This window comes from Novosphingobium resinovorum (assembly GCF_036352595.1).
In the GTDB taxonomy this organism is placed as follows: domain Bacteria; phylum Pseudomonadota; class Alphaproteobacteria; order Sphingomonadales; family Sphingomonadaceae; genus Novosphingobium; species Novosphingobium resinovorum_B.
The window spans coordinates 31295-46209 of the sequence record NZ_JAZFAX010000001.1; the positions used below are offsets into that span (position 1 = coordinate 31295).

The 14915-nt window shown below is 64.5% G+C and carries 14 protein-coding genes; all 14 read left to right on the forward strand.

Translation table 11 applies throughout. The annotated features are described in order from the left end of the window. The first annotated feature begins 16 nt into the window (after positions 1–16). The 14 genes from V2S85_RS00160 to V2S85_RS00225 are packed head-to-tail and all read left to right on the forward strand — an operon-like array spanning position 17 to position 14915. A complete protein-coding gene (locus tag V2S85_RS00160; protein ID WP_008833059.1) occupies positions 17–220 on the forward strand; it encodes a hypothetical protein in 204 nt (67 codons plus the stop codon). Next, positions 213–881, forward strand: a complete 669-nt coding sequence (locus V2S85_RS00165; protein WP_036522910.1) for a complex I 24 kDa subunit family protein — start codon at positions 213–215, stop codon at positions 879–881. Before V2S85_RS00160 ends, V2S85_RS00165 begins: the two co-directional genes overlap by 8 nt. Then, the gene (gene nuoF / locus V2S85_RS00170; protein WP_330700872.1) at positions 881–2191 is read left to right on the forward strand and encodes an NADH-quinone oxidoreductase subunit NuoF; all 1311 of its coding nucleotides are present in this window, start codon (positions 881–883) and stop codon (positions 2189–2191) included. Before V2S85_RS00165 ends, nuoF begins: the two co-directional genes overlap by 1 nt. After that, entirely contained in the window at positions 2191–4209 is a 2019-nt protein-coding gene (gene nuoG, locus V2S85_RS00175) for an NADH-quinone oxidoreductase subunit NuoG (RefSeq protein WP_330700873.1), read from the forward strand. The genes nuoF and nuoG overlap by 1 nt, the downstream gene beginning before the upstream one ends. Then, positions 4206–5252, forward strand: a complete 1047-nt coding sequence (gene nuoH / locus V2S85_RS00180) for an NADH-quinone oxidoreductase subunit NuoH (protein ID WP_330700874.1) — start codon at positions 4206–4208, stop codon at positions 5250–5252. Before nuoG ends, nuoH begins: the two co-directional genes overlap by 4 nt. Further along, entirely contained in the window at positions 5249–5734 is a 486-nt protein-coding gene (nuoI, locus tag V2S85_RS00185) for an NADH-quinone oxidoreductase subunit NuoI (protein WP_008833054.1), read from the forward strand. The genes nuoH and nuoI overlap by 4 nt, the downstream gene beginning before the upstream one ends. A 28-nt stretch (positions 5735–5762) precedes the next feature. Next, entirely contained in the window at positions 5763–6380 is a 618-nt protein-coding gene (locus V2S85_RS00190) for an NADH-quinone oxidoreductase subunit J (RefSeq protein WP_008833053.1), read from the forward strand. Then, on the forward strand, positions 6377–6682 hold the full coding sequence (gene nuoK / locus V2S85_RS00195) for an NADH-quinone oxidoreductase subunit NuoK (protein ID WP_008833052.1): 306 nt from the start codon (positions 6377–6379) through the stop codon (positions 6680–6682). Before V2S85_RS00190 ends, nuoK begins: the two co-directional genes overlap by 4 nt. Positions 6683–6686: 4 nt before the next feature. Then, on the forward strand, positions 6687–8804 hold the full coding sequence (gene nuoL, locus V2S85_RS00200; protein WP_330700875.1) for an NADH-quinone oxidoreductase subunit L: 2118 nt from the start codon (positions 6687–6689) through the stop codon (positions 8802–8804). A 4-nt stretch (positions 8805–8808) separates the two neighbouring features. Next, a complete protein-coding gene (locus V2S85_RS00205; protein ID WP_330700876.1) occupies positions 8809–10341 on the forward strand; it encodes an NADH-quinone oxidoreductase subunit M in 1533 nt (510 codons plus the stop codon). Beyond that, positions 10341–11804 (forward strand): NADH-quinone oxidoreductase subunit NuoN, encoded by a 1464-nt coding sequence (gene nuoN / locus V2S85_RS00210; RefSeq protein WP_008833049.1) that lies wholly within the window; start codon positions 10341–10343, stop codon positions 11802–11804. Before V2S85_RS00205 ends, nuoN begins: the two co-directional genes overlap by 1 nt. Further along, positions 11801–12499: a biotin--[acetyl-CoA-carboxylase] ligase gene (locus V2S85_RS00215; RefSeq protein WP_330700877.1), complete on the forward strand. Its 699-nt coding sequence runs from the start codon at positions 11801–11803 to the stop codon at positions 12497–12499. Before nuoN ends, V2S85_RS00215 begins: the two co-directional genes overlap by 4 nt. Positions 12500–12513: 14 nt before the next feature. Then, positions 12514–13293: a type III pantothenate kinase gene (locus V2S85_RS00220; RefSeq protein ID WP_330700878.1), complete on the forward strand. Its 780-nt coding sequence runs from the start codon at positions 12514–12516 to the stop codon at positions 13291–13293. Beyond that, on the forward strand, positions 13290–14915 hold the full coding sequence (locus V2S85_RS00225) for a ribonuclease J (RefSeq protein ID WP_330700879.1): 1626 nt from the start codon (positions 13290–13292) through the stop codon (positions 14913–14915). Before V2S85_RS00220 ends, V2S85_RS00225 begins: the two co-directional genes overlap by 4 nt.

A 14915-nucleotide genomic window follows, 5' to 3' on the forward strand; every position in this document is an offset into this window, starting at 1 on the left:
CAAAGGGGTGGGACCTGTGACGAAGTTCAACACTGTAGAAATGATCCGTATCTGGGCGACCCTCACGGGTCTGTTCCTCGTCGGGCTCTACTTCGTCGTTCTTTGGCTCGGGATCGCTCCCTCGCCGATGATCGCCATGCTGGCGACTGCCATCGGCGGCTTCGAGATTTTCTTTTTCGGCCAGGATCAGTGGCTGAAGCGCAGAGGTAAGCATGGCTGACCGCTATATCGAACCCGATACGCCCGAACTGCGGGCCCGTTGGGGTAATTTTGCCTGGACCGAGGCGAACGCCGCCAAGGCCAAGGACATCGTCGCGCGCTATCCCGAAGGGCGTCAGCGCTCGGCGGTGATGCCGCTGCTCGACCTTGCCCAGCGCCAGGTCGGTGCCGAAGAGAACACGCAGGGCTGGCTGCCGATCCCGGTGATGGAATATGTCGCGGCTGAGCTCGACATGCCGATCATCCGCGTGGTCGAGGTCGCCTCGTTCTACACGATGTACAACATCGCGCCGATCGGCCGCTTCCACGTGCAGGTCTGCGGCACCACCCCGTGCATGCTGCGCGGCTCGGACGATCTGCTCGCGACCTGCAAGTCGCGCGGCATGAAGAAGGGCCACATCTCGGCCGACGGCCTCTGGTCGTTCACCGAGGTCGAGTGCATGGGCAACTGCGCCTCGGCCCCGATGGTCCAGATCAACGACGACAATTACGAGGACCTAACCTCGGACCGCCTGAACGCCGTGCTCGACGCACTGGCGCGCGGCGAGACGCCGAAGGCGGGCACGCAGGACCCGGCCCGTCACACCGTGGAACCGGTGGGCGAGCCGACCAACCTCGTCGCCATGATGACCGAAAACCATGACTATCGGAGCGAGTGGTAATGGCTCTCCTCGATAAGGATCGCATCTTCACCAACCTCTACGGCTTCCAGCCGTGGAACCTGAAGGAAGCGCAGGCGCGCGGTGCGTGGGACAACACCAAGGACCTGATCGCGCGCGGCCGTGACGCCATCATCGACGAGATGAAGGCTTCGGGTCTGCGCGGGCGCGGCGGTGCGGGCTTCCCCACCGGCATGAAGTGGTCCTTCATGCCCAAGCAGCCGCCGCTCGACCAGAACGGCAACCCCAAGCCCAGCTTCCTGGTCATCAACGCGGACGAATCCGAACCGGGTTCGTGCAAGGACCGCGAGATCATGCGCCACGATCCGCACCTTCTGTTCGAAGGCGCTCTGGTGGCCGGTTTCGCAATGGGTGCGCGTGCGGCCTACATCTATATTCGCGGCGAATACATCCGCGAGGCCGAAGTGCTCTTCGCCGCGCGTGAGGAAGCCTACGCGGCGGGCCTGCTCGGCAAAAACGCCGCCGGTTCGGGCTACGACTTCGACGTGTTCGTCCATCGCGGCGCCGGCGCCTACATCTGCGGCGAAGAGACCGCGATGATCGAAAGCCTTGAAGGCAAGAAGGGCCAGCCCCGCCTGAAGCCGCCGTTCCCGGCCGGCGCAGGCCTCTACGGCTGCCCGACCACGGTGAACAACGTGGAATCGATCGCGGTGGCTCCGACCATCCTGCGTCGCGGCGCCGCGTGGTTCTCCTCCTTCGGGCGCGAGAACAACAAGGGCACCAAGCTCTTCCAGATCAGCGGGCACGTGAACCGTCCCTGCGTGGTCGAGGAAGAGATGTCGATCCCGTTCAGCGAACTGATCGAGCGTCACTGCGGCGGCATTCGCGGCGGCCGTGACAACCTGCTGGCGGTGATCCCCGGCGGTTCGTCGGTGCCGCTGGTTCCGTCCGCCGACATCTGGGACGCGCCGATGGACTTCGACGGCCTCAAGGCGGTCGGCTCGGGTCTCGGCACCGCCGCCGTCATCGTCATGGACAAGTCCACTGACATCGTCCGCGCTATTTCGCGCCTCTCGTACTTCTACAAGCATGAGAGCTGCGGCCAGTGCACGCCGTGCCGCGAAGGCACCGGCTGGATGTGGCGCGTGATGGAACGCCTGCGCACCGGCGACGCGCATGTCGAGGAAATCGACATGCTGCAGCAGGTCACCAAGCAGGTCGAAGGCCATACCATCTGCGCGCTCGGCGACGCAGCTGCCTGGCCTATCCAGGGCCTCATCAAGCACTTCCGTCCCGAGATCGAGCGCCGCATCGAAGCGCGCAACGGCTCGCTGCAAGAGGCTGCAGAATAATGCCTAAGGTAAAAGTAGACGGCGTCGAGATCGAGGTTCCCGCAGGCGCCACCGTGCTGCAGGCCGCCGAACTCGCCGGCAAGGAAATCCCGCGCTTCTGCTATCACGAGCGCCTGAGCATCGCCGGCAACTGCCGCATGTGCCTGGTCGAAGTGAAGCCCGGACCGCCCAAGCCACAGGCAAGCTGCGCGCTTCCCGCCACCGAAGGCCAGGAGATCCGCACGGATTCCGAAATGGTCAAGAAGGCGCGGGAAGGGGTCATGGAATTCCTTCTCATCAACCACCCGCTCGACTGCCCGATCTGCGATCAGGGCGGCGAGTGCGACCTGCAGGACCAGTCGGTCGCCTACGGTCGCGGCGGTTCGCGGTATCACGAGCACAAGCGTGCGGTGACCGAGAAGTACATGGGCCCGCTCATCAAGACCACGATGACGCGCTGCATCCACTGCACCCGCTGCGTGCGCTTCTCGGAAGAGATCGCCGGCGTGGACGAGATCGGCGCGCTCTATCGCGGCGAGACCATGCAGATCACCACGTATCTGGAGAAGGCCGCGCATCACGAGATGTCGGCCAACGTGATCGACCTCTGCCCGGTCGGCGCGCTCACCAGCCGTCCCTACGCCTTCGAAGCCCGTCCCTGGGAGCTGAAGAAGACGCTCTCGATCGACGTCTCGGACGCGACCGGCGCGAACATCCGCATCGACGCACGCGGCCGCGAAGTGCTCCGCGCCCTTCCGCGCAACAACGATGACGTCAACGAGGAATGGCTGAGCGACAAGGCGCGCTTCCAGGTCGACGGCCTGACCCGCCGCCGCCTCGACAAGCCGTTCTTGCGCCGTGACGGCAAGCTGGTTCAGGCCACCTGGAACGAGGCTTTCGCCGCGCTCTCGACCCTGAACCCTGCCGCGTCGATCGCGGCTGTCGCGGGTGACATGGTCGACTGCGAGACGATGTTCGCCGCCAAGGCGCTCGTCAGCGCGCTCGGTTCGACCCTGCTCGAAGGTCGCCAGACCGGCATGGACTACGACACGTCGAGCCTGGCCGCGGTCAACTTCAACACCACCTTCAACGACATCGAGACGGCTGACGCCATCCTGATCGTCGGTTCGATGGTCCGCTGGGAAGCGCCGACGGTCAATGTCCGTCTGCGCAAGGCCGTGAAGCGCGGCGCCAAGGTGTTCCTCATCGGTCCCGAGTGGGAAACCACCTTCGGCGGCGAGTTCCTCGGCGAAGACCTCTCGCTCCTCGGCAACCTGCCGGGCCACGTTGCGGACACCCTTTCGGGCGCCAAGCGTCCGGCGGTGATCCTGGGCGGCGCGGCTCTCGGCCGTGGCGGTCTGGAAGCCGGCCTTGCTCTTGCAGGCCAGTTCAACCTTGTCCGCACTCTGGAAGACGGCACCGCCTGGAACGGCTTCAACGTGCTGCACATGGCCGCTTCGCGCATGGGCGGCCTGATGCTGGGCTACGCGCAGAAGGGCGGCATCGCCGACCTCGCCGCCGCCAAGCCCAAGGTGCTGATCTCGCTCGGCGCCGACGAAGTGGACTACACCAAGTTCGCGGACTCGATGATCGTCTACATCGGCCACCACGGTGACAAGGCTGCCCACGCTGCCGACGTGATCCTGCCCGCTTCGGCCTACACCGAGAAGGCAGGCACTTACGTCAACACCGAAGGCCGCGTGCAGTTCGCCGACAAGGCCGTCTTCGCGCCCGGCGACGCGCGCGAGGACTGGACGATCCTGCGTGCGCTGGCCGACGCCTTCGGCGTCTCGGTCGGCTTCGACAGCTTCGACCAGCTTCGCGCCGCCATGGTTTCGGCAGTCCCGGCGCTCGGCGTTGAGGGTCTGGCCGACTACGGCGCTGCGCTCCCGGCTGGCGGCGGTTCGGCTTCGGGTGCGATCGCCTATCCGATCAAGGACTTCTACATGACCAACCCGATCGCGCGCGCCAGCGCGACGATGCAGCGTTGCTCGGCCGAGCTGCTGCACGGTGAAGAGTTCGCGGAGGCCGCGGAATGACTTCGTTCTTCCAATCCCTCGGCATGCCCTTCGAAGGGGCATGGCTGCTCTCGACGATCTGCGGAATTCTGCTGATCGCGCTGCCGCTGATGCTCGCCGTCGCGATGATCATCTACGTCGACCGCAAGATCTGGGCCGCCATGGCACTGCGCCGTGGTCCCAACGTCGTCGGCCCGTTCGGTCTGCTGCAGTCCTTCGCGGACGGCCTCAAGGTCTTCCTGCAGGAAACCATCATTCCTTCGGCTGCGAACAAGGGCATCTTCCTGATCGCGCCGGTCGTCACCTTCACCGTGGCGCTGATGGCATGGGCGGTGATCCCGTTCAACTCGAACGCGATCCTGGCCAACATCAACATCGGTCTGCTCTACGTTCTCGCGATCAGCTCGCTGGGCGTCTACGGCACGATCATGGCGGGCTGGGCTTCGAACTCGAAGTACCCGTTCTTCTCGGCGATGCGCGCTTCGGCGCAGATGATCTCCTACGAAGTCTCGATCGGCTTCATCCTGATCTGCGTCGTGCTGTGGTCGGGCACGTTCAACATGAACGGCATCGTCCTGGCGCAGAAGGGCCACGTCCTGGGCATCATCAACGGCTTCGTCGCGAACCCGCTGCTGTTCCCGATGTGGGTGATGTTCCTGGTTTCGAGCCTTGCCGAAACCCAGCGCGCTCCCTTCGACCTTACCGAGGCGGAATCGGAACTCGTCGCCGGTTACCAGACCGAATATTCGTCGATGGCCTTCGCCGCCTACTGGCTGGGTGAATATGCCAACGTGCTCCTCATGTGCGCGCTCAACGCGACGCTGTTCTGGGGTGGCTGGCTGCCGCCGCTCGATATTCCGGTTCTGTACCTGATCCCGGGCTTCGTGTGGTTCCTGCTCAAGATCCTCTTCTTCTTCTTCGTGTTCAGCTGGGTCAAGGCGACGGTTCCCCGTTACCGTTACGACCAGCTGATGCGTCTGGGCTGGAAGGTCTTCCTCCCCGTTTCGCTCGCTTTCGTCGTGATCGTCAGCGGCTACCTCATGGCTACCGGACACTTCGCATGACCGTCGCATACCTCATCAAGAGCTTCACGCTCTGGGAGTTCGTGAAGGCGCACTGGCTGACCTTGAAGTATTTCTTCAAGCCCAAGGCGACGATCAACTACCCGTTCGAGAAGAACCCGCTTTCGCCCCGCTTCCGCGGCGAGCACGCCCTGCGCCGTTATCCCAACGGCGAGGAACGCTGCATCGCCTGCAAGCTGTGCGAGGCGATCTGTCCGGCGCAGGCGATCACCATCGAGGCGGCTCCCCGCGTCGACGGTTCGCGCCGCACCACGCGCTACGACATCGACATGACCAAGTGCATCTACTGCGGCTTCTGCCAGGAAGCCTGCCCGGTCGATGCCATCGTCGAAGGGCCGAACTTCGAATACGCGACCGAAACGCGCGAAGAACTGCTTTACGACAAGGCCAAGCTGCTGGCGAACGGGGACAAGTGGGAGCGTGCTATCGCCGCGAACCTTGAAGCCGACGCGCCGTACCGTTAACCGGCGCGCGCAAGGAAACGGGCTTCCCATGATCCATATTATCGCCTTCTACCTCTTCGCGGTGATGACGGTGGCCTCCGGCGCCATCACCATCCTCTCGCGCAACCCGGTGCATTCGGTGCTCTGGCTGATCCTGGCGTTCTTCAACGCCGCCGGCCTGATGGTGCTGACCGGCGCCGAGTTCATCGCGGCGCTGCTGGTCATCGTCTACGTCGGTGCGGTCGCGGTGCTGTTCCTGTTCGTCGTCATGATGCTCGACATCGACTTCGCCGAACTGCGCGCCGGTTTCGTCCGCTACTTCCCGTTCGGGGCGCTGGTGGCCATCGTACTGCTGGCCGAGATCGTGCTGGGCATCGGTGCCTACCGCGCCGGTAACCTGGAACTGGGCACGCCGGACGGTACTGCCGCTACCGCTGCGGGCCTCTCGAACATCGAGGCGATCGGCGGACTGCTTTACAGCCGCTACCTGTTCCTGTTCGAGGCCGCGGGCGTCATCCTGCTCGTCGCCATGATCGGTGCCATCGTGCTGACCCACCGCCAGCGTAACGACACGCGCGGCCAGAAGATCAGCAAGCAGAACCAGCGCCGTCCGCAGGACGCGACGGTCAACGTCAAGCCTGAAATCGGCAAGGGGGTCTCGCTGTGATCGGCGTCGAACATTACGTGGTCGTGAGCTCGATCCTCTTCGTGCTCGGCGTCCTCGGCATCTTCATCAACCGCAAGAACATCATCGTCATCCTGATGTCGATCGAACTGATCCTGCTTGCGGTGAACATCAACCTCGTCGCGTTCAGCGCCTTCCTGCACGACCTGACTGGCCAGATCTTCGCCATGTTCGTGCTGACGGTGGCTGCGGGCGAGGCCGCAGTGGGGCTTGCTATCCTCGTGATCTACTTCCGTGGCCGCGGCACCATCGCCGTCGACGACGTCAACCGGATGAAGGGGTAAGTCCGTGTCGATCTACCTCATCGTCTTTCTGCCGCTGCTGGCGTCGATCCTTGCCGGGTTCGCGAACAAGTCGCTCGGCTTCGTCGTGCCCAAGGTGCTGACGACCGGCGCGCTGTTCATCGCCTGCGGCCTGTCCTGGCCGATCTTCATTGCCTTCCTGACCGGCAGCGCTGAAGCCAGCGTCTTCCCGGTCCTGAAGTGGGTTGCCTCGGGCACGATGACTTTCGACTGGGCGCTGCGCGTGGATACGCTCACCGCCGTCATGCTCGTGGTCATCACTTCGGTCTCGGCGCTCGTGCACCTCTATTCGTGGGGCTACATGAGCGAGGAGCCGGATCAGCCGCGCTTCTTCGCGTACCTCTCGCTGTTCACTTTCGCCATGCTTATGCTGGTGACGGCGGACAACCTGGTGCAGATGTTCTTCGGTTGGGAAGGCGTGGGCCTCGCCTCGTACCTCCTGATCGGCTTCTGGTTCCGCAAGCCTTCGGCCGGCGCCGCCGCGATCAAGGCCTTCGTGGTCAATCGCGTGGGCGACCTTGGCTTCATGCTCGGCATCTTCGGCACGTATCTGGTGTTCGGCACTGTCTCGATCCCCGAGATCCTGCATGCCGCGCCGTCGATGGCGGGTTCCACCATCGGCTTCCTCGGCCACCGGTTCGACACCATGACGGTGCTGTGCCTGCTGCTGTTCGTGGGCGCGATGGGCAAGTCGGCGCAGCTTGGCCTGCACACCTGGCTTCCGGATGCGATGGAAGGCCCGACCCCGGTGTCGGCGCTGATCCACGCGGCCACCATGGTCACCGCGGGCGTCTTCATGGTCTGCCGCCTCTCGCCGATGTTCGAGCAGAGCGAGACCGCGATGCACGTCGTCGCCGTGGTCGGTGCCTGCACCTGCTTCTTCGCCGCCACGATCGGCTGCACGCAGTGGGACATCAAGCGCGTCATCGCCTATTCGACCTGTTCGCAGCTGGGCTACATGTTCTTCGCGGCCGGTTCGGGCGCGTTCGGCGCGGCGATGTTCCACCTGTTCACGCATGCCTTCTTCAAGGCGCTGCTGTTCCTTTGCGCCGGTTCGGTCATCCATGCGATGCACCACGAGCAGGACATGCGTTTCTACGGCGGTCTACGTAAGAAGATCCCGATCACCTTCTGGACGATGACGGCGGGTACGCTGGCCATCACCGGTGTCGGCATCGCCGGTGTGATCGGCTTCGCGGGCTTCTACTCGAAGGACGCGATCCTCGAAGCGGCCTTCGGTTCGGGCACGCAGGTCGGCACTTTCGCCTTCTGGATGGGCATCTTCGCCGCTCTGATGACGAGCTTCTATTCGTGGCGCCTGGTCTTCCTGACCTTCTTCGGCAAGCCGCGCTGGAACCAGTCGGAGCACGTCCAGCACGCCGTTCATGACGCCCATGGTCACGGCCATGACGATCATGCCCACGACGCGCACGGTCATGATGACGCGCATGCTCATGACGACCACGCGCACGATGACCATGCCCACGCACCTGCCGATCTCGGCATGCGCGGTCCTGACTACGGCGACCATGGCGACGGCACGGGTGGCTATCACCCGCATGAAAGCCCGCTGGTGATGCTGCTGCCGCTGCTGATCCTGTCGGTCGGCGCTGTCGCTGCCGGTTTCGTCTTCAACCATGCCTTCGTCTCCGAAGGCGAGGGCGAGTTCTGGAAGGGCGCGCTGGTCTTCCACGAGCACCTGATCCACGCCATGCACGGCGTTCCGATGTGGGTGAAGTGGGCGCCGTTCACGGTCATGGCCATCGGCTTCGTCACCGCGTGGTACGGCTATATCAAGAACACCGCGTTCCCGAAGGCGGTCGCCGACCAGCTCGGCCCGGTCCATACTTTCGTCTACCGCAAGTGGATGTTCGACGAGCTCTACAACACGATCTTCGTCAAGCCTGCCTTCTGGCTCGGCGGCGTGTTCTGGAAGGTGCTCGACATCGGCGTGATCGACCGCTTCGGTCCCGACGGTGCGGCGGCTGTCGTCGCCAAGGGTTCGACTTACGCGCAGAAAGTCCAATCGGGCTATCTCTACAGCTACGCTCTTGTCATGCTGCTGGGCCTTGTCGGCGCCATCAGCTGGGTGATCGCGGGATAAGATGATGACTGGTTTTCCGATCCTCAGCCTGATGCTGCTGGTGCCGCTCCTCGGCGCACTGGCATGCCTCTTCCTCGAAGCGAAAGCGGCGCGCACCGTCGCGCTGCTCGCAACCCTCGTCGATCTCGTCCTCGGCATCGCCCTGTGGATGAACTTCGATGTGGGCGGCGCCCAGTGGCAGTTCACCGAGCGCCTGAACATCTTCTCGGGCTTCACTTACGCCCTCGGCATCGATGGCATCGCCTTGCTGCTCATCATGCTTTCGGTCTTCCTCATGCCGATCTGCATCGGCGCGAGCCGCTCGATCGAGAAGCGCGTGGGCGAATACATGGCCGCCTTCCTGCTCGTCGAAGTGTTCATGCTCGGCGTGTTCATGGCGCAGGACATGTACCTGTTCTACATGTTCTTCGAAGCCGGCCTGATCCCGATGTATCTCATCATCGGCATCTGGGGCGGTGCAGACCGTATCTACGCTTCGTACAAGTTCTTCCTCTATACGCTGCTCGGCTCGGTGCTGATGCTCGTCGCGATGCTGTGGATGGTCCACACCGCCGGGACCAGCGACATCCCGACGCTGATGGCCTACGACTTCGACCCGCAGGTCCAGACCTGGCTGTGGCTCGCCTTCTTCGCCAGCTTCGCGGTGAAGATGCCGATGTGGCCGGTCCACACCTGGCTTCCGGCGGCGCACGTTCAGGCGCCGACGGGCGGCTCGGTCATCCTGGCGGGCGTCCTGCTGAAGATGGGCGGCTACGGCTTCATCCGCTTCTCGTTGCCGATGTTCCCCGAAGCCTCGGTCTATTTCGGACCGCTGGTGTGGGGCCTGTCGATGGCCGCCGTCGTCATCACCTCGCTGATCGCGCTGGTGCAGAGCGACATGAAGAAGCTGATCGCCTATTCGTCGGTCGCGCACATGGCGATCGTCACCATCGGCCTGTTCGCCTTCAACGTGCAGGGCCTCGAAGGCTCGATGCTGGTGATGCTCAGCCATGGTCTGGTCGCAGGCGCGCTGTTCCTGTGCGTCGGCGTCATCTACGACCGTCTGCACACCCGCGAGATCAGCCGTTACGGCGGCCTCGCGATCAACATGCCGCGCTACGCCGTGTTCTTCCTGCTGTTCACGATGGCCTCGATCGGCCTGCCGGGCACCAGCGGGTTCGTCGGTGAATTCCTCAGCCTCGGCGGCATCTATCAGGTCTCGACCTGGACGGCGCTGATCTGCACCACCGGCATCATCCTGGGCGCGGCATACATGCTGTATCTCTACCGCCGGGTCGTGTTCGGCGAGCAGAAGAACGCCGATGCCGCCGCGATGCCCGACCTCGACGCCCGCGAACTGGCGATGGTCATCCCGCTCGCGCTCGCCGCGCTGTGGATGGGCGTCTACCCCGAGAGCTTCATCGCTCCGATGCGTGCCGACATCGCCGCGCTCGACGCGCGCCTCGCCCGTGCCAAGCCGGCCGGTGACAGCGCGCCTACACCTGGAAAAGCTAAGCCTGCGCACGAAGAATCCGCTGCGCATGGGGGGTCACACTGATGGACTGGTCGCACTCCCTGCGCCTTATCGCGCCGGAAGAAACGCTGAGCATTGCAGGTCTGATCCTGCTTCTGATCGCCGCCTGGGGCGGTGACAAGGCAAGCCGCCTGATCTCGATCCTCGCCGTCACGGCGCTGGTCGGGGCCGCGTTCCTCGTCGCCCCCGCGCTATGCGGCGGGCACATGGGTCCGGACTACTCAGCATTCTTCGGCCAGGTTCACGCCGATGCCTTCTCGGCCTTCGGCAAGATCCTGATCTACCTTTCGGCCGCCGCCACGCTCGTGGTCGCGCCTGCCTTCTTCGAGCGCCTCGGCGCGATGCGGGCCGAATTCCCGATCCTCGTGATCTTCGCGGCGGTCGGCAGCGGCATGATGGTGTCGGCAGGCGACCTGCTGGCGCTCTACATCGGCCTCGAAATGAACTCGCTCGCCGCTTACGTGCTGGCCGCCTTCGTGCGGACCGACGGACGCTCGGCGGAAGCAGGCCTCAAGTACTTCGTGCTGGGCGCGCTGGCCTCGGGCATCCTGCTGTTCGGCATGAGCCTGACTTACGGCTTCACCGGCACCACCTCGTTCGCGGGCATCAACGCGGCGCTGGCGGGCGGCCTGTCCAACGGCGCGCTGTTCGGCATCGTGTTCATGCTGGCGGGCCTTGCCTTCAAGATCAGCGCCGTGCCGTTCCACATGTGGACGCCCGACGTCTACGAAGGCGCGCCGACCCCGGTGACGAAGTTCTTCGCCACTTCGGGCAAAGTCGCGGCCATCGGCCTGACCATGCGCGTGATGCTCGATGCCTTCGGCGACCAGTCGGACGCATGGCGCCAGATCATCGTCTTCGTGGCGCTCGCCTCGATCGTGGTTGGTGCGCTGGGTGCGATCGGCCAGAAGAACATCAAGCGCCTGATGGCCTATTCGTCGATCAACAACGTCGGCTTCATCCTCGTGGGTCTCGCTGCGGCGAACCCGCAGGGTGCTTCGGCGATGCTGTTCTACCTCGTGATCTACGTCGCGATGACTGTCGCGGGCTTCGTCACCGTGCTGATGCTGCGGGACGAAAATGGCGACAACGTCGAGGAAATCGGCCAGTACGCGGGGCTCTCGCGCACCCGTCCGGGTCTGGCCGCCGCGCTGGCCTTCGTGATGTTCAGCCTTGCCGGTATCCCGCCGATGTTCGGCTTCTGGGGCAAGTTCCTGGTGTTCAAGGCCGCCGTCGATGCTAACATGATGCCGCTCGCGGCGATCGGCTTCGCGGCCTCGGTGATCGGCGCGTTCTACTACCTGAAGGTCGTCAAGGTCATCTACTTCGATGAGCCGGTCGATGCCATCAAGTGGAAGAGCGACGTGTGGCACAAGGCGATCCTCGGCGTGACCTGCCTGTTCATCTCGCCGCTGGGCTATCTGCTGAGCGGATGGCTGCAGGGCCTGACGGATACCGCCGCGACTGCGCTGTTCCACACGCTTTGATCGAAATCGTAGCAGAAACGGGGTCCACGAATCAGGATCTCGCGCAGCGGCTCTCCGGCGGTGAATACCTGCCAGAGGGCCGCTGGCTCGTTGCGAACCGGCAGAATGCGGGCAGGGGGCGTCTTGGCCGCGTCTGGGATGACGGTGCGGGCAATTTCATGGGCTCGACCGTTGTACGCATCGCGCCCGGCGATCCATCACCCGCCACGCTGGCGCTGCTGACGGGTCTTGCGGTTCATGATGCGCTGTCCCGCTTCGTCAGCCATGGCCTGATGCTCAAGTGGCCGAACGACCTGCTGCTTCACGAAGCCAAGGTCGCGGGCATCCTGCTGGAGATGGTATCAGGCGTGGTCATCGTCGGCATCGGCGTGAACCTCGTTCACGCGCCGGAAGTCCCGGGCCGCCGGACTGCAGCTCTGGGCGATCTGGCTCCGAGCCGCGATATCTTCGCCGAGGCGCTGGCTGCCAGCTTCGACACCGAACTGCAGCGCTGGCGCTCGGTCGGCCTTGCCCCGCTGCTGCGTCGCTGGCAGAGTGCGGCGCACCCGCAGGGAACCCCGCTTCGGGTGCTTCCGCCCGGTGAAGACGCGGTCGAAGGTGCGTTCGCGGGACTGGCGGAGGACGGAAACCTCCGCCTCGCCCTGCTTGACGGATCGATCCGGACGATCCACGCGGGTGACGTCCTGCTCGTATGAGGAACTGAAAGAGCATGCTGCTCGCTATCGACGCCGGCAATACCAATGTCGTCTTCGCGCTGCTGGAAGGTCGCACGATCAAGGGCCGCTGGCGCATCGCCACCGACCCGCGCCGCACGGGCGACGAATACGCCGTCTGGCTGATGCAACTGCTCGCCATTCGCGGCGTGAAGGCGCAGGAAGTCACGCAGATCGTGATTTCCACCGTCGTCCCCCGCGCGCTGCACAACCTCGAGATACTGGCCCGCCATTACTTCGAGATCGAACCGCTGATCGCTGGGCAGGGCAGGGCCGAGTACGGCATCGACATCGACGTGGAACAGCCCAGTTCGCTCGGCGCCGACCGTGCGGTGAACGCCATCGCCGCGCACGACAAGCATGCGGGAGACCTCATCGTCGTCGATTTCGGCACCGCGACCACCTTCGACGTGATAGACTTCAACGGAGCCTACAAGGGCGGCATCATCGCGCCGGGCATCAACCTCTCGCTCGACGCGCTGGTTGGCAATACGGCGAAGCTGCCGCGCATCGCCATCGCCGCGCCCAAGAGCACCAGCGTCGTCGGCCGCAACACCGAGGACCAGATGCTGATCGGCGTCTTCTGGGGCTACGTCGCGATGATGGAGGGCCTGATCGCCCGCATCCGCGCCGAGATCGGCCGCCCAGCCAAGGTCATCGCCACGGGCGGCCTTGCCGTCCTGTTCGACGAGGCCACCAATATCTTCGACGCGGTCGATGCCGATCTCACGATCGACGGCCTCGCCATCATTGCCGAAAGGGCAAATTCTAAGTGATTCCCGGTAAGGAACTTCTATTTTGTGCGCTCGGCGGTTCGGGCGAAATCGGCATGAACGTCAATCTCTATGGCTGTCAGGGCAAGTGGCTGATGGTCGATCTGGGGATGACGTTCTCCGGCAACGAATATCCCGGCGTCGACCTGGTCTTCGCCGACCTCGACTTCATCGAGAACGAGCGTGAGAACCTGCTCGGCATCGTCCTGACCCATGCCCATGAGGACCATATCGGCGCGGTCCCGTACTTCGCCGAGGAACTGGGCGTGCCGCTTTATGCGACGCCGTTCACCGCCAAGCTGGTCGCGGCCAAGCTGGAAGAGGCGGGCATCCTCGACCGGGTCGAACTCATCGTGGTCGATGACCTGGAGAACTTCCAGATCGGCCCGTTCGGCATCCGCTACGTTCCGCTGGCGCACTCGATCGCCGAAGGCAACGCGCTGCTGATCGAGACGCCGTACGGCCGCATCTTCCACACCGGCGACTGGAAGCTGGACGACGAGCCGCAAGTCGGCACCCCGGCGACGCAGGCCGAACTTACCGCCATTGGCGACGAGGGCGTTCTGGCTCTCGTCTGCGATTCCACCAACGTGTTCAATCCTGAGGCTTCCGGTTCGGAAGGCGACGTCTACCGGGGCCTGCTGGCCGAAGTGAAGAAGCACAAGGGCCGCCGCGTGCTGGTGACGACTTTCGCCTCCAACGTCGCGCGCCTGCAGACGCTGGGCGATGTCGCGAAGAAGACCGGCCGCCAGTTGTGCGTCGCGGGCCGCTCGCTCGACCGCATCATCCAGACCGGCCAGTCCTGCGGCTATCTCAAGGACTTGCCCGACCTCATCGATCCCGACACCGCGATGGACTTGCCGCGCGGCGACGTGCTGATCGTCGCCACCGGCGGGCAGGGCGAACCGCGTGCGGCACTCGCCCGCGTGGCCGAGGGCAATCACCCGATCAAGCTCGACAAGGGCGACGTGGTGCTGTTCTCCAGCCGCCAGATTCCCGGCAACGAGATTCAGATCGGCCGCATCCAGAACCGTCTGGCGGAGCAGGGGGTGATCGTCGTCACCGACCGCCAGAGCGAAATCCATGTGTCGGGTCACCCCGGCCGTCCGGAACTGGAAGCGCTTTATTCGTGGATCAGGCCGCAGATCCTGCTGCCGGTGCACGGCGAAATCCGCCACATGAAGGAACAGGCGCGGCTCGGCGTCGCGAGCGGCATTCCCAAGGCGATCTTCCAGAAGAACGGCGATCTCGTGCGTCTGGCGCCCAGCCATCCGGGCAAGTTCGGCGAAGTGCGCGCGGGCCGTCTGGTGCTCGACGGCGACATCATCGCGCCGGCCGATGGCGAGGCGATCATCATGCGCCGCCGTATCGCCTTCAACGGCGTCGTCTCGGTGGCAGCCGACCGCAAGGGCCATGTCGAGATTTCCGCGCTGGGCCTGCCGCTCGACGAGGACTACGCCGGGTTCGTCGAGGAAGCGAAGCGCGACGTGGCCGAGGCGCTGAAGCGTGCCGGCAAGGCGGATCGCGATACGCGTTCCGAAGCCGCGCGCCTTGCCGCGCGCCGCGCCGCGACGCGCTGGTCGGGCAAGAAGCCGCAAGTACAGGTGCTGCTGCTGGAGGATTGA

Excerpts from the sequence above, each read along its gene's own strand:
- nuoI (WP_008833054.1), top strand. The coding sequence starts at position 5,249 with ATGACCGTCGCATACCTCATCAAGAGCTTCACGCTCTGGGAGTTCGTG.
- V2S85_RS00165 (WP_036522910.1), top strand. The coding sequence starts at position 213 with ATGGCTGACCGCTATATCGAACCCGATACGCCCGAACTGCGGGCCCGT.
- V2S85_RS00205 (WP_330700876.1), top strand. The coding sequence starts at position 8,809 with ATGACTGGTTTTCCGATCCTCAGCCTGATGCTGCTGGTGCCGCTCCTC.
- nuoH (WP_330700874.1), top strand. The coding sequence starts at position 4,206 with ATGACTTCGTTCTTCCAATCCCTCGGCATGCCCTTCGAAGGGGCATGG.
- V2S85_RS00190 (WP_008833053.1), top strand. The coding sequence starts at position 5,763 with ATGATCCATATTATCGCCTTCTACCTCTTCGCGGTGATGACGGTGGCC.
- nuoF (WP_330700872.1), top strand. The coding sequence starts at position 881 with ATGGCTCTCCTCGATAAGGATCGCATCTTCACCAACCTCTACGGCTTC.
- nuoG (WP_330700873.1), top strand. The coding sequence starts at position 2,191 with ATGCCTAAGGTAAAAGTAGACGGCGTCGAGATCGAGGTTCCCGCAGGC.
- nuoN (WP_008833049.1), top strand. The coding sequence starts at position 10,341 with ATGGACTGGTCGCACTCCCTGCGCCTTATCGCGCCGGAAGAAACGCTG.
- V2S85_RS00220 (WP_330700878.1), top strand. The coding sequence starts at position 12,514 with ATGCTGCTCGCTATCGACGCCGGCAATACCAATGTCGTCTTCGCGCTG.